Origin of the sequence: Neobacillus endophyticus (assembly GCF_013248975.1) — a bacterium.
Lineage (GTDB): Bacteria > Bacillota > Bacilli > Bacillales > Cytobacillaceae > Neobacillus > Neobacillus endophyticus.
This window is the reverse complement of record NZ_JABRWH010000001.1, coordinates 2,968,820-2,982,201: the sequence shown is the minus strand read 5'-3', so window position 1 is coordinate 2,982,201 and position 13,382 is coordinate 2,968,820. Positions and strand designations below refer to the sequence as shown.

General features: G+C 34.9%; 15 protein-coding genes and 1 pseudogene. 3 read left to right on the top strand and 13 right to left on the bottom strand.

The genetic code is table 11. The features are described from left to right. Positions 1-102: 102 nt before the first annotated feature. Positions 103-549 (bottom strand): cupredoxin domain-containing protein, encoded by a 447-nt coding sequence (locus tag HPT25_RS14745; protein ID WP_173065540.1) that lies wholly within the window; start codon positions 547-549, stop codon positions 103-105. Between the two features lie 292 nt (positions 550-841). Continuing rightward, positions 842-1,093, bottom strand: a pseudogene (locus tag HPT25_RS14740) (family 1 glycosylhydrolase); the annotation flags it as partial. Positions 1,094-1,113: 20 nt separating this feature from the next. On the opposite strand from HPT25_RS14740, the gene HPT25_RS14735 reads away from it, so the two are divergent. Continuing rightward, entirely contained in the window at positions 1,114-1,992 is an 879-nt protein-coding gene (locus HPT25_RS14735; RefSeq protein ID WP_173065538.1) for a MurR/RpiR family transcriptional regulator, read from the top strand. Positions 1,993-2,109: 117 nt separating this feature from the next. Here HPT25_RS14735 and HPT25_RS14730 read toward each other — a convergent pair whose 3' ends face one another. The 8 genes from HPT25_RS14730 to HPT25_RS14695 form a co-directional block, all read right to left on the bottom strand. Continuing rightward, entirely contained in the window at positions 2,110-2,664 is a 555-nt protein-coding gene (locus HPT25_RS14730) for a phosphatidylglycerophosphatase A family protein (protein ID WP_376767930.1), read from the bottom strand. Between the two features lie 40 nt (positions 2,665-2,704). Further along, positions 2,705-2,965, bottom strand: a complete 261-nt coding sequence (locus HPT25_RS14725; RefSeq protein WP_217269717.1) for a hypothetical protein — start codon at positions 2,963-2,965, stop codon at positions 2,705-2,707. A gap of 42 nt (positions 2,966-3,007) precedes the next feature. Then, on the bottom strand, positions 3,008-3,715 hold the full coding sequence (locus HPT25_RS14720) for a DUF421 domain-containing protein (RefSeq protein ID WP_173065533.1): 708 nt from the start codon (positions 3,713-3,715) through the stop codon (positions 3,008-3,010). Between the two features lie 371 nt (positions 3,716-4,086). Continuing rightward, positions 4,087-4,512, bottom strand: a complete 426-nt coding sequence (locus HPT25_RS14715) for a DoxX family protein (protein WP_173065530.1) — start codon at positions 4,510-4,512, stop codon at positions 4,087-4,089. Positions 4,513-5,149: 637 nt separating this feature from the next. Next, entirely contained in the window at positions 5,150-5,929 is a 780-nt protein-coding gene (locus HPT25_RS14710) for a M56 family metallopeptidase (RefSeq protein WP_246277345.1), read from the bottom strand. 55 nt (positions 5,930-5,984) lie between these two features. Further along, positions 5,985-6,416, bottom strand: a complete 432-nt coding sequence (locus HPT25_RS14705) for a BlaI/MecI/CopY family transcriptional regulator (protein WP_173065524.1) — start codon at positions 6,414-6,416, stop codon at positions 5,985-5,987. Between the two features lie 503 nt (positions 6,417-6,919). Next, a complete protein-coding gene (locus HPT25_RS14700; protein ID WP_173065521.1) occupies positions 6,920-7,294 on the bottom strand; it encodes a hypothetical protein in 375 nt (124 codons plus the stop codon). Beyond that, a complete protein-coding gene (locus HPT25_RS14695) occupies positions 7,291-8,793 on the bottom strand; it encodes an FTR1 family iron permease (protein ID WP_173065518.1) in 1,503 nt (500 codons plus the stop codon). Before HPT25_RS14695 ends, HPT25_RS14700 begins: the two co-directional genes overlap by 4 nt. Positions 8,794-9,059: 266 nt before the next feature. On the opposite strand from HPT25_RS14695, the gene HPT25_RS14690 reads away from it, so the two are divergent. Together HPT25_RS14690 and HPT25_RS14685 are read left to right on the top strand one after the other, a co-directional pair. After that, positions 9,060-9,545: a DUF1259 domain-containing protein gene (locus HPT25_RS14690; RefSeq protein WP_246277194.1), complete on the top strand. Its 486-nt coding sequence runs from the start codon at positions 9,060-9,062 to the stop codon at positions 9,543-9,545. Between the two features lie 213 nt (positions 9,546-9,758). Continuing rightward, positions 9,759-10,121 (top strand): DUF1259 domain-containing protein, encoded by a 363-nt coding sequence (locus tag HPT25_RS14685; RefSeq protein ID WP_312857348.1) that lies wholly within the window; start codon positions 9,759-9,761, stop codon positions 10,119-10,121. Between the two features lie 133 nt (positions 10,122-10,254). Here the strand turns inward: HPT25_RS14685 and HPT25_RS14680 are convergent, their stop codons facing one another. The 3 genes from HPT25_RS14680 to HPT25_RS14670 form a co-directional block, all read right to left on the bottom strand. Then, positions 10,255-10,656, bottom strand: a complete 402-nt coding sequence (locus HPT25_RS14680; RefSeq protein WP_173065512.1) for a DoxX family protein — start codon at positions 10,654-10,656, stop codon at positions 10,255-10,257. A 239-nt stretch (positions 10,657-10,895) separates the two neighbouring features. Next, positions 10,896-12,635: a DHA2 family efflux MFS transporter permease subunit gene (locus HPT25_RS14675; RefSeq protein WP_217269716.1), complete on the bottom strand. Its 1,740-nt coding sequence runs from the start codon at positions 12,633-12,635 to the stop codon at positions 10,896-10,898. A gap of 77 nt (positions 12,636-12,712) precedes the next feature. Beyond that, positions 12,713-13,372, bottom strand: coding sequence for an HlyD family secretion protein (locus HPT25_RS14670; RefSeq protein WP_173065506.1), 660 nt, complete (start codon positions 13,370-13,372; stop codon positions 12,713-12,715). Positions 13,373-13,382: the final 10 nt, after the last annotated feature.

The following is a 13,382-nucleotide window of genomic DNA, read 5'->3' as shown; positions in this document are numbered from 1 at the left end:
AGATCAATATGAATAGACAAATTTCTGAGATGCATATACAAACTGAACAAAACAAAAAAAGCAAGCAGCTGTATAAGCTGATCGCTTTTTTGAAAGGTAAAATTATTCTACAATTAATTTTCCTGTCATTTGAGAATGACCTGAACCACAGACTACGGAACAGTGGTATTCAAATGTTCCTTTTTTATTGGCTATAAATTCAGCACTTTTGTTACCTTGAATGTCAACGTTAAATGCTGGAATGGCTAAGCCATGCCCCCCATCATCGCTTTGAAGGGTGATTCTTACCTTATCTCCCTGTTTTACATGAATTTCCTTTTTATCATATTCAAAATCTTTTGCCATCACCTTAATATCAACAACTTTTCCCGTTGAAGAATTTGAAACAGCTTTAGTTTTACTTTGGCTAGTTGCTTTTAGCGTTGTTTTTTCAGTCTTTTTAGTAGTTGAAGCCGAATTTGAAGAACTATTTGTGGTGCTTCCACAAGCACTTAACATCATGGCCATCAAAACTAATGCAGACAATAAAAATCCCAAGCGTTTTTTCATAATAAAGATTCTCCTCTCCATATCTATTACTAACACTGGTATAATTTAGCACATATCTTCTCTATGAAAAAGTTAAAAATCCATTAAATAGATTAAGGACTTATTAAGGAGAATGAACTTCACTATGAAAATACTTGATCCATATTTTTCTTTTTTAACTAAACTCTCATTAACTAGGAATACCAATGAGGGGAAATATATTAATAATTATATAGTTACGAGCTCTATACTCTTTAACAGAACTCGTAACAAAGATTTAACTTATCAGCAATCCTTCATATTCTTTTAAAATTTAAATTTCTTCTCCATTTGAAGCAATAACATTTTTATACCAGTCAAAGGATATCTTTTTTGATCGATTGAGCGTGCCGTTTCCTTCGTTGTCTCTGTCTACATAGATAAAGCCGTAACGTTTGTTCATTTCTCCTGTTGTAAAGGATATACAATCAATGCAGCCCCAAGGAGTATATCCCATTAAATCAACCCCATCCAGCTCGACAGCTTTTTTCATTTCTTTAATATGCGATCCTAAATATTCTATTCGGTAGTCGTACTGCTTTTAATATGATTATTTCCAATAAACTTGAATCCATTAATTCATTGTCCAAGTCTGAAGAGATCCTGGCAAAATATATTCTTCATGAAAAGGAGAACATTGAAAAACTATCCACCACAGACTTGGCAAACGCTACTTATACTTCCCCTTCAACAGTAGTTCGCTTGGCCAAAAAGTTAGGTTTCAGCGGATGGAATGAGTTGAAAGAAAAATATCTGGAAGAGCTGAACTACTTAAATCAGCATTTTACTCAAATAGACCCTAACTATCCCTTTGATTCTCATGATTCCTTTATGGCGGTGGCCTCAAAAATTGGACATCTTGCTGAAGAAACGATTCAAGATACTTTATCGCTTTTAAAAAATGAGGAGTTAAGAAAAGCTGTTGATCTTTTAGAACATGCTCAGATCATTTACATATTTGGAGTAAGCAATTCCCTGTTAATGGCTTATGATTTCAAACACAAAATGCTCAGAATAAACCACCGTGTTGAAATTATGAATTTACCGGAGGAGCAAGTGTATGTGGCATCCAATTCCACATCAAAGGAAACAGCCATCTTAATTTCTTATTCAGGTGAAACAGAGGAAGTATTACAAATTGCAGACATACTAAAGAAAAACAATACACCCATCATTGCATTATCCAGTATTGGCGAAAATAGTTTGAAAAATCACGCTGATTGCACGCTTTCAATTTCAACCCGAGAGAAGCTTTATTCAAAAATCGCTACCTATTCCACTAATAACTCTATTCATTTTCTACTAGATATCCTGTATTCTTGTATATTTAACCTGAACTATCAGGATCATTTGAAATATAAAACGAATATCTCTAAAAATATTGACAAGAGAATTTCACATAGTATTTTATTAAAAGAGAAATAATACTAGGTGAATTTAGTCATTAATATATGAAGGATGATTTCAAAAGAAATAAGCCATTCATCCCCCCTAAACGATTGCGCAATTTGAGGGGGAATGAATGGCTGAAATGTTTAAAATTTATTGTCCTCGTTGTTCAAGCTGTCTTTCCTCTGCATCTCTCTTTCCATGACTTATACGAGATGCAGCACTTGCTGCCACGGCCCCAACAATGTCATCGAGGAAGGTATTTACTCGTCCATCTTCATGGCAAGAATCTAGCACTTTAATAATACCGATTTTCTCCTTATCTACATATCCAAAATTTGTATATCCAATGGATCCATACACATTAACGATAGAGTATACAAGTACTTCATCAATTCCGTATAATCCCTCATCCGTTTCAACTAGATATTGCAAAGGTTCTGGAAGGAGGTTTTTCTCAGCTAATTCATCTAACGCAAGCCCCGTAAGAATGGCATGAAGCACTTCCCGCTTTGATAGCACACGTTCAACATTAAATAATGATTCTTCTAAGGTTAATCCAGGGACGTATTTTTTTTGCAGATATAGAACGATTTCCGCAATAGATTCTAATGTTACTCCTCGTTCTAAAAACTTTTTAATCACATATTCTTTCATTTCTTCAACAGTGTATAATCGTTTTTTCTTCATATCTTTTTTCATGTTCATACCTGCTTTCTATTAAATGTTTTGCAAATGATAAATCTTTTTAACAGGTGACTATTACTATTTTAAGATTTTTTTTAATATTTTCATATAGTAAATTGATGGCATGTGTAACGGCTGGGACAAATGCCAAGTCTGGAAATAAAAAATAGCCTTGATAATTCAACATTATCAAGACTATCGCTTGAAGCGGTGCTTTGAAAACGTGAAGATTAAACATAGCAAATCCATCAAGAACTATATTTCCCTTCATTTCATTCACTCTTGAGGCTTCATTTGCACCAGTAATCCTTTTCCAAAACACGAAACACTTAGTATTTTATACTTTCAAAAAACCCTTGTTTTATTAATTATCTCTCCCAGGCTCGTAGTAATAAGGATCCTTTTTATGCTCCTTAATGACATTATTATCTATAAATAACTTTCCATTTTCTAAAAAAGTGGCTAACATAATATTCTCTACTTTTTCTCCCATTTTTTCTACTTCATTCATTAGCCAGCTTTGATCTAGTTGAAGATATTTTAAATTATGATAAATAATTTGACCTTCCATGATCAGAGGGATGGGCAGATATTCCTTTGTAACTTTTAAGTTTAAATCATTGGGTTGAACTGGCCGGTATTCAGATTTGGGTATAACACTTAAACTCCCTGTTTGCTCCATAACGGCAAGAGCAATATTTTGAGTATCAGTAAACCCTTTTACCCTTAAATGTGACAATAATTCATTCACCGGCATACGTACTTTTTTAAGTCCTTTTTGATCAATATCACCATTTCGAATCAAAACTGTAGGACTTTCATATAAGATCCATCTTAATTTATTATGTAAGGATAAACGGATAAAAATTTTATATAAAATAACAGTGATTCCGGCATAGATTAAGGCTTTTCCCACATTTTCTACCTCAACGGGCGTACTGATAATATTAGTTAGGACAAAGATATACAATAAATCAAATGTATGCATCTGGGATACTGCCTTTTTTCCTGTAACCCTTAAAAACAAATATCCAGCCACAAAAACGATGAAAGTACGGTAGAATGCTTCCAAACCTGCACCTCTCCTATTTTCTTTACATTTTAGCTAACTTTAGGCTTAGTATTAGAAATTTTCTTTATGCTTAATCCTGATGATTTTGGGAGGTCAAAGAAATAAAATGGCAAGGAGAACCGAAGAAAACAGGTAATTAATATGATCTATAGAGGTTTTAAACTAGCCAACCTAGTAATATAAAGCCCCTTAACTTTTTTAGTTAAGGGGGAAGTAAATTAAGCAATATTTTAAGTAGACTACTGTTACTTTTGAGCTTCTTTATTTACCATATCTATAAGATCTTTATAGGAGTTTCCATTAATTTTTTTTCATCGATAAAGAATGTTGGAGTCCCTTTTACCGCTAATTTTTCAACCTAGGACGTGCGTTTAATTTTGTGCTACTTGTACTGATCCCTTAATCTTTGATAAAAGTGAATCAATTGCTAAAAGACGACTTCCGTTTAATACAAGGTAAATGGCGATTATCATTAAAGATAGTTCTAGTTCATAGCCTGGCATCTTCCCGTTACCTGTTAGACCAGCCGGCAATTTTACTATGAAAATGGCTCCTGCCATAATCAACACATAAAAGACCGAAATAATTCTTACACCCAATCCTAAAATAATGGCGACTCCACCCACCAATTCGATTGATGCAACAACATATGCCAAGAAACTAGGTATGCCCATTTGGTGGAACCAACCTCCAACATTATCAATACCACCTTGAAATTTTGATAAACCATGTGCAAAGAATGTAACACCTAAAACAATTCTTAATAAGAATGCACCAATTTCCCGGTTTTTTTCCATTTTCATTTCCCCTTTCAAATTACCACTACATGAAGTAGTGTAAAAAGTATATTAAAAATTCTAGACATTCTTTTTCTAGAATTTTGTAACTAAAAATAAGATATGTATTTTAATTTTTCATTACATAAACGTTTACTTACACTACAAATTGTAGTGTTTGAGTTGAAATCAGTCAAGCAATACGGCTCTTCATGATTTATTTTCTGAAATTTTATTTGGATTGAAAATCGTAATTACAATGGGATTTAATGTTATTTTATTTTTGGCTCTGTTATTTTTCATTGTTGATTTTCGTGTAGGTACGAGAATTCATAAACGGAGAATATCCGGCTAATGTATAAAGAGGAAGTTTAAGAAGCAGTTATAAGAGGAGATATTCCGATTAACTGCTCTAAATATGACAAAAACCACAGATTTGGATAATATTAAACGGAAAAACTTCCTTTATTTTTAAGGAAATAGGGGTATTTTCCAATTTAAACGGAATTTTACCGTTTATTTTTCAAACACAGTGAAATCAACATTCATCTATAACAGAGCCTTATTTTTAAACCATTGAAAAAAATTCCTTATAAAAAACTTTGCGGGGCGTCTTTCCTTTCTACTCCCCGCAAAATTAGTCCATTTCATATAATAATTACACAATGATCATTAAAATAAGCGACATGATCATGACGTTAATGGAAATAAAGATCGACTTCGTTTGTAATTTAAAAGGCAATGTATAGTATGGTTCAATAATTTGTTGCAGCCGGTAATCAATTGTCCCATCCGCAAAAGGGACAAGTAAGGATTGGTTTTTTACATCTAAATGAGTCTTTATTAACTTTAGCAGTGCACTGCCTATTCCAAGTTCAGAGCCCATTCGAGTGATCGCAAACTCATCTGCCACAAGTTCAATCATTACTTTAAAATTTCTATAAGCCCATTTGGCAAGAGGAATATACCACATGACATCAGAGATTACTTTCAAAACAAAAATTTTTAGGGTATCATGATATTTTTGGTGGGCAGTTTCATGGAAAATAACGGCTTCCAGCTCGGTTATATCCAGCATTTCAATTAATTTCGTAGAAAGTAGTATAATTGGTTTTCGGATTCCAAAAGTTAGAGCAATCATTTCACTACTATCAATGACAACAATATCCTTTCTACTCCGAAAATATCTTTCGTTCATTTCATTTGTTTTGACCCTATTAACAAGAAGACTAATTTTTTTCTTTAATTTGTTTGTATTTATCACTTGTTGCATCATCTTGTGGCATATAATGAGCAAGGTATAAAATACATAGGTATTAACTAGAAATAGAACAATGTAATATTCAACTGTCCCCTCTTTAAAAATCTTAATACAAAACTGAAATATATTATCATAGAAGATTGGTCCAAACAAAATATTGATAAGATATAATCCCATTTGAATACATAAAACGAACCCAATACAAAGTCCCACACCCAAAACAAAAAATGATTTATTTCTCCACATCATTTCTTTTTCCCTTTTTTAATTGGTTAAGTTTTTGTTCAAGTTTATCCAGCAAGTTCTGATTCACATCTTCCAAAGAATCAAGCATATGATTTACTACCATTTCACCAAACTCGTCTAAAAGGTTCTCCGTTAGTTTCTTAGACTGTTCGTCAATAAATTCCGTTTTTGTTTTCATTGGTCTATAAAACGAAGTTCTTCCTTCTATTCTTTTTACAAGAAGTTTCTTTTCTACCAGCCGGTTCATAACGGTCATGACAGTATTAAAATTAATCATTCTTTCTTTTTCAATTAACTGTTGAACCTCTTTGATACTCATTTCATTTCCATTCCATAAAATCTCCATAATCTTGGCTTCTAACGGTCCAAAGAAACGATTCAAGCCAACCTCGTCATAACGGAAGTTTTTAATACTCATGTTATCACCTCCATTACATATTGTAGTGCAAAAAATCATAACTGAAAATAGTTGGAAATAGAATATCACTAATTTCTTTTAGTTTGTTTATATGTTCTGCAATCATTTTATCGTGCAGATCATATTAATTTGTTTGCGTTGAGATAAGTAAGTATATCCTAAAAAAACGGAAATACAAAAAATTGGATGAAAATGGAATTCCAATCAACAGTTGCATTATTTTTAGGAACAAGCTATTTGATCGAAAAGAAAATAAATTTATAATTAACACTCGTTTAATTTTTACATTGAAATCGATACAAGCGGCGTAAATAACTAAAATTCATTGAATGAACTTAGGCTATTGAATGTGATGGTTACTATTTTTATAAAAAAGCCTGAGCTTTTTAAAGGTCCCTCATTTGCAGGTAGTATTAATAAGCTGTTGCTTAATAGCATGTGAGGTATAAATTAATCATTTATAAACAAGAAAACCAACTTTATTTAAGTTGGTTTTTTCATTTCTATTTTGTTTTATTCGCTAACTCTTTTAAAGCATCAGTTAATTGATTATTTAAATTCCCTAACGCCTCTTTATCAAGAGTTTTTGCTTCTGATCCAGCAATTGTTGGGTCTAGGTACTTTTCTACTTTTTCGTAAAGATCTTTATGATCCTTTTTCACATCATCTTCAAATGAAGACCATTGATCTTCTAATTTTGGTCCAACTTTTTGTACTTTTGCCTGGTCCCCACTATTGATTGCTTTTGATAATTGTGCTGTCGTATCCAACATCTTATTTACACCATCTGAAACCTTACTATTATTAGAGCTGCAACCAGCTAAAATTAAAGAACCTCCAAGACCAATTGCTAAAATCATTGATGTTATTTTTTTCATGTTAGCTTACTGCCCCCATTATTTATATTATTTAACTCCACTAGTTTTTTGTTTTTTAATTTCTTCGATAAAATGATAATAACCGCACCGATAACGAGGATTATTTGTGGTATTGTACTTTCCCATGATGGATAAAGTGCAAAAAATTCTATACTTGGAATACTAGAAGTATTCGTCGTTTGAATGAATCCTGCAAGCTGCAGGCTGTGAATGCCCATACCTGTAAATTTAATACAAAGATAAAATACAATCACACTCGACACCATAAAGAATGGTCGAAGCGGCAATTTCAAACCTACAAATACCATGAGATAAGCTAAGATTCCGAGTATTGCTGCCCCGATTAGAAAACCAAGGAGCAATGACTGAAGTTTTATTTGGCTTGCCATTCCGATATAAAACAAAACGGTTTCAGTTCCTTCACGAAACACTGCAAGAAAGGCAAGGACTCCTAATGAAACAAGTTTACCCGTCGATAATGCGGTTTGGCTTTTTTCACGAATATACCGATTCCAATCAGCGATATTTGATTGACTATGAAGCCAATAACTCATATACAATAGCATGGCTGCTGCAAATACTCCTGTCCATCCAGCAATTTGAGCATTATTATTACCAAATGCTCCAGATGAAATCACAAATTTAACAATGAGGGCAAGAACCACGCTAACTCCCAGTCCTGATAATACCCCAGTCCAAATCCAGCCTCTTCCCTTTTCCCCTCCTGACTTTTTTACAAAAGACATAAGAGCAATGACGACAAGTAATGCCTCTAAACCTTCACGGATAAGGATCATTGCTGCATCCCAATAAGTATAAGTTGATTTTTCAGCTAAGGGAGTAAGGTATTTTACCATGTTATCTATAATCTTTTCAGCTGCATTATAATTTGGTGTATTAGCAGCTAACATGGCTTGAATCGTTACCAAATCTCTTTCAGAATCACTGTAAACGGAGGCAGACTGGGCAACCACTACTCCTTCAACACTTAACCAACTGCTGCTTGCCTTCTTAATTCCCTCAAGAGCTTCAGTTTGTTTGTGTTCCTTAACTTCCTTTTTCGTTTCTTGAAGAAGCAAAATAAAATCATCTAAAGAAATATCCTCTTTCTTAAATCCTGCTTCTTTTGGATAACCGCCATTTGCAAACTTTTCATTTACAGCTTTTAGATTTTGTAAAGCCTGTACCACTTGATCTTGCTTCTTTAAGGTAAAAGCATAAACGACCGTTCCCATATTCGATTCGATATCTCGATAAGCTGCAGAAGAATCAGCTTTTATCCCATCTTCAATTTCTCTCCAGGTATTATTAAATTGATCATAATTCTTTTGTGCTTCTGAAAGATTCCCTTTCGAAGCAAAATCGATCGCTTTATCAATGGATATTTCAGCTTTTTTGATATCCTCACTGGAATTTCCAGCTGCTTTTACAGGAAATTGTATGCCAAATCCAAATATTAATAGAAAAATTGATAATTTAAGTAATAGATTTTTACTCATTTAGATTCCCCTCAATGAAGCTGGTAATTGATAATGAATTTCAATGTCATCTTATTTTTAATTTTATTTCAATTGATAATGATTGTCAATTAGATATAAAAATAGTTTGTTACAAATATGTGGCATTTTTGTAATAAGAAAAAGAAAGATTACATAAAAAAATATCAAAAATTAAAAGGGTTCTTGTCCTCAGTAATTTGTCCAGTCCTGTCCAAAATTACTGAATAAACTGTCTAGTGAGAATACGGAATAGGAGATGGTTATAAATGAGCCGAAGAGAATTTGATGATGAATTTGAATCAAGTTCAATGAGTAATAGAAGACGCAACACAAATGTTACCCGTAATACTGTGGCTGGTATTAATACTTCCTCTTGCCAACAACTTGCCGATATTATTGGGGGCATGGTTATTACAGCGACACCTGTCTGTGTTGTACAACGTCTACGAAATATTAACGCAACTATTTTAGGCCGCCGCACACGTTCCCCACTTGCACTTCCATTTGCTCTTTCATTCGAAAATAACATCGGTGGTAAGACTCTTAACCTTGGAGAAACTGTAATCCTCCAAAGAGAAATTAATCCATTTCTATCAGCTTTGCGCAAAAGAGGTATTACGGTAACAGCATTGCATAACCATTGGTTGTTCGAGGAACCACGATTAATGTATATGCATTGGGAAAATGTTGGAGATCCGTTTGAGTTTGCAATTAATAGTATCGAAGCAGCCAGGGAAGCTATGTTATTCTAATAAGCCATTTGTGTTAGGTTCAGAAATCACAAATGGCCTTAATATTTTTCACCTTCAGCTAAAAAGGGAAATTTTAAAATTAAATGAGCCTGTCCTAAGATATTGGTCTAATCCCGACCAAAATCACCGAATAAACTAGTAAGTAAGAAAGTTGGACTAGGAGGTGAATTTTTCATGAGTTGAGATACTTCAACGTGCCAATAATTAGCTGATATTATTGGAGGTATGGTTATTCAAGCCACACCTGTATGTGTAGTTATGCGCCTGCGGGATAATATTAAAGCGACTATATTGGAGCGACGTACCCTTTCACCTTTAGCGTTACCATTTATGCTATCTTTTGAAAACAATGTAAATGGACGAACCCTTAATCTTGGTGAATCTGTACTCCTCCAAAAAGAAGTGAATCCTATGCTTACTGCATTACGAAGAAGGGGAATAATTGTAACTGCCTTTCATAACCACTGGCTTTTCGAAGAACCACGATTAATGTATATGCACTGGGAAAATACAGGAGATCCTTTTGAGTTTGCTAGAAACAGTATTGAAGCGGCAAGGGAAGCTGGACTTTTCTAATAAAAAGCCATTTGTGATAGGTTCGGAAATCACAAATGGCTTTAATCGTTGCAATTTTTTTACCTTTTAAGTATTAAATGTTGCTCACAATTTGAGCAATATATAAATCACTTTTAAAATAAAGATAGCGGCATTAATGTGCTTGATAAAAAAGAGAGTACTGGCCGGGACCGATTAAGGCAACACCAATTGTCACGGCAATAAGTACAAAATTGTATTCATACCCCCCGTTTTGAGCCCAATAACCGTTTTTACCGTGAACAGTTACAATGGCATCGATCATAATAATGTCAATAAGGGCGGCACCCAACCAAGTGAGATATCCCGCTGCAAACAATATCCCTCCAACCAATTCAAATACACCGGCATATATCGCCCAATACTTGCCTCCTGGCTTTATCCCTAGCGACTCAATCCATTTTCCAGTTTCCGCTATACCAGCTCCACCAAACCAGCCGAATAACTTTTGTAGGCTATGGCCAACAAATGTAAGACCAATGACTAAACGAATAATCAAAAGCCCAATATCCATCATACTTGTCCTTCCTTTCTAAAAACAAATTGTTATTTTCTTAGCTTCTGGATGATTATAAAAAACAGAGTTCTATTTAGGCAAGAACCCTGTTTTCGTGATTTACTTTTCACCAGCCATTGCCCACATATAAAAGTTAAGCTTCGGTTGAGATTCCAGCCAATTGCTACAGTAAAGAAATGCATGCCATCTATTTCAAATGAATGTGTACTAGTTTTAGCATATTCAACTATAATCTGTAGCTAATCTGTTACTACTGCTTGTGTTTTTTTTAGTGCATCTTCTTGGCTATGTTTTTTTCCTCTAAAAAAGATGATAAGGATGACCCCGACCAAAGTTAAAAGAGCTGCCACCATAAAGGCAGCATTCATCCCAATTACAAATGCATTCTTTTGAATTAATCCATTCATTATAGATCCGGCAACTTGTTTTGATCCAGAAACTCCCATGCCATGAGCTTGCATTAATTGTTGAATCTTCAGCAAAAATTGACCGGACGGTGAAGTTGACGTTACCTGCCATGTCAAATGAGCAGCGACTATTTTTGACTGAGTGGTCATGTAAGTCGTAAGGATTGCCGTTCCTAACGAGGATGCAACCTGCCGTATTGTGTTGTTCATAGCGGTACCTTGACTTGTCAATTCAAACGGAATGGAGTTCATACCGGCTGTCATGAGAGGCATCATCGCCATAGACACTCCTGCACTGCGCAAAATGTATAGCCACTGGATTGTGTTTGGACTTGTTTCTACCCCTAGATTCGTGAATCCCAGCGTGGCTAGTGTAACGATAACGAGACCGGCAATACCTAACGGGCGTGGTCCAATGCGGTCGAATAATCGCCCGCTGATCGGCATAATGACAGCTGAAGCTAATGCTGCAGGTGTCATGAAAAGTCCAGTACGTACAGCCGAAAATCCCCGGATATTTTGAAGATAAAGAGGAAGAAAGAACACTCCCACAAACATTGAAATCATCACAATCGAAACGATGATAAGACTCATGTTAAACTGGTAATATTTGAATACTTGCAATTTGATCATTGGATGCTTCACCTTTAGTTCAACAATCACTAATATTATTAAACAAAGTACACCTACAGAAAGAAAAGACACGACTTCTGTTGAATTCCATCCTTTAGAAGAAACTTCGTTGAATCCATATAATAGACTTCCAAATCCGATAACCGTGAAGATAAAGCCTGAAATATCAAACTTTCCTCTCGCCTCATGGGGAAATTCGTGCATCATAAGCGCACCTAGAATCACTGCAACAATCCCGATTGGAACATTGATGTAGAAAATATACCGCCACGACCAATAATCTACTAAATAGCCGCTTAATGCAGGGCCAAAGGCCGGTGCAGCCATCATTGCAATTCCGAAGATGCCCATTACAGTCCCGCGACGTTCAGGCGGGTATATTCGGAAAATCATCGACATGGCAACTGGCTGCATCAAAGCCCCACCCAGAGCTTGAATGATGCGGAATATGATGATCGATCCAAGGTTCCATGCAACCCCACATAGTGCGGATCCAATGGTAAATGTGGCTAAAGCAAACAGAAAGAGCTTTTTGGCTCCAAATTTATCTGTTAACCATCCGGAAATCGGAATTAACATCCCCAACACGAGCATGTATCCCGTAACAACCCATTGAATTTGATCTGTGGTAGCATTCAAAGCTGTCTCCATTTTGGGGATCGCTACATTGACAACGCTTGTATCCAAAATTGCCATAAACACTCCAAGAATTAAGATGGTCATCTGTAATGCAGGAGACTTAATCCTATTTATTTCATATATTGAGTCCACCGATGATTTCTTTAGCTCAGGTTGAGAAACATTTTCTCTAACCACTTTATTCATCATTTTCTCTTGCGCTGCTTTCTCTTGATCAAATTTCCCTTGTTTCAAATTCGCTTGTTCTGCTTTTTCTTGATCGATTTTTTTTCGATCAACTTTCGGCTTTTTTTGTTTCATTATCATAATGTTTATAAAAAGCAACAGTAAAATAGCTATAATGACATAAACCGTGATTAATAGAAACATTATATCACCTACCTATGGATTCTCACGGTCACGTTTATACCAGGAACAAGTTTTAGTCCTTTTGGATCATCAATTGTGATCTTAACCGGAATTTCTTGAGTAACTTTTGTATAGTTACCGGTGGTATTACTTGCAGGTAATAGCGAAAATGTTCCTGCAGTAGCCATTCCGATGGAATCAACTTTTCCTTTTAAAGGAGTGTTCGGGAACGCATCAACATAAATATCAACATCCTGATTTGGTGTTACATTATTAATCGATGTTTCATCAATATTGGCTGTTACCCATAAATTACTCATATCATATGCTGTAGCTAAAGGCATGCCGGCTGCAACAAAGGAATCTTTAACTGCATTATTTTGGACAACCGTTCCTTTGGTTGGAATCGTAACTGGAATGTTTGCAGGCGCTGCTGTACCAGTACCAGTCGCAAGAATCGTTCCTAATTGTTGATCTTTCGAAAATGAACTCCCAACGTTTCCGGTCCAATCAGTTAGTTTACCTGAAGTTGGAGCAACAATGGATATTTGCTGACCGGCAATGGAAGCATTATCTGTGCTCAAATAATTAACGTTGTTATTGACATAAGCATACGTGACAAATCCCCCACCTACCAAAATAAGTAAAATGATGACATTTAAAATAATCATTCTTCCAAGCTTCATCATTTTTCCTCCT

Bases quoted from the DNA above. Each gene is read 5' to 3' on its own strand.
- HPT25_RS14745 (WP_173065540.1), bottom strand. From the start codon at position 549: ATGAAAAAACGCTTGGGATTTTTATTGTCTGCATTAGTTTTGATGGCC.
- HPT25_RS14735 (WP_173065538.1), top strand. From the start codon at position 1,114: ATGATTATTTCCAATAAACTTGAATCCATTAATTCATTGTCCAAGTCT.
- HPT25_RS14730 (WP_376767930.1), bottom strand. From the start codon at position 2,664: ATGAACATGAAAAAAGATATGAAGAAAAAACGATTATACACTGTTGAA.
- HPT25_RS14715 (WP_173065530.1), bottom strand. From the start codon at position 4,512: ATGGAAAAAAACCGGGAAATTGGTGCATTCTTATTAAGAATTGTTTTA.
- HPT25_RS14710 (WP_246277345.1), bottom strand. From the start codon at position 5,929: ATGGGATTATATCTTATCAATATTTTGTTTGGACCAATCTTCTATGAT.
- HPT25_RS14705 (WP_173065524.1), bottom strand. From the start codon at position 6,416: ATGAGTATTAAAAACTTCCGTTATGACGAGGTTGGCTTGAATCGTTTC.
- HPT25_RS14700 (WP_173065521.1), bottom strand. From the start codon at position 7,294: ATGAAAAAAATAACATCAATGATTTTAGCAATTGGTCTTGGAGGTTCT.
- HPT25_RS14695 (WP_173065518.1), bottom strand. From the start codon at position 8,793: ATGAGTAAAAATCTATTACTTAAATTATCAATTTTTCTATTAATATTT.
- HPT25_RS14690 (WP_246277194.1), top strand. From the start codon at position 9,060: ATGAGCCGAAGAGAATTTGATGATGAATTTGAATCAAGTTCAATGAGT.
- HPT25_RS14680 (WP_173065512.1), bottom strand. From the start codon at position 10,656: ATGATGGATATTGGGCTTTTGATTATTCGTTTAGTCATTGGTCTTACA.
- HPT25_RS14675 (WP_217269716.1), bottom strand. From the start codon at position 12,635: ATGAAACAAAAAAAGCCGAAAGTTGATCGAAAAAAAATCGATCAAGAA.
- HPT25_RS14670 (WP_173065506.1), bottom strand. From the start codon at position 13,372: ATGATGAAGCTTGGAAGAATGATTATTTTAAATGTCATCATTTTACTT.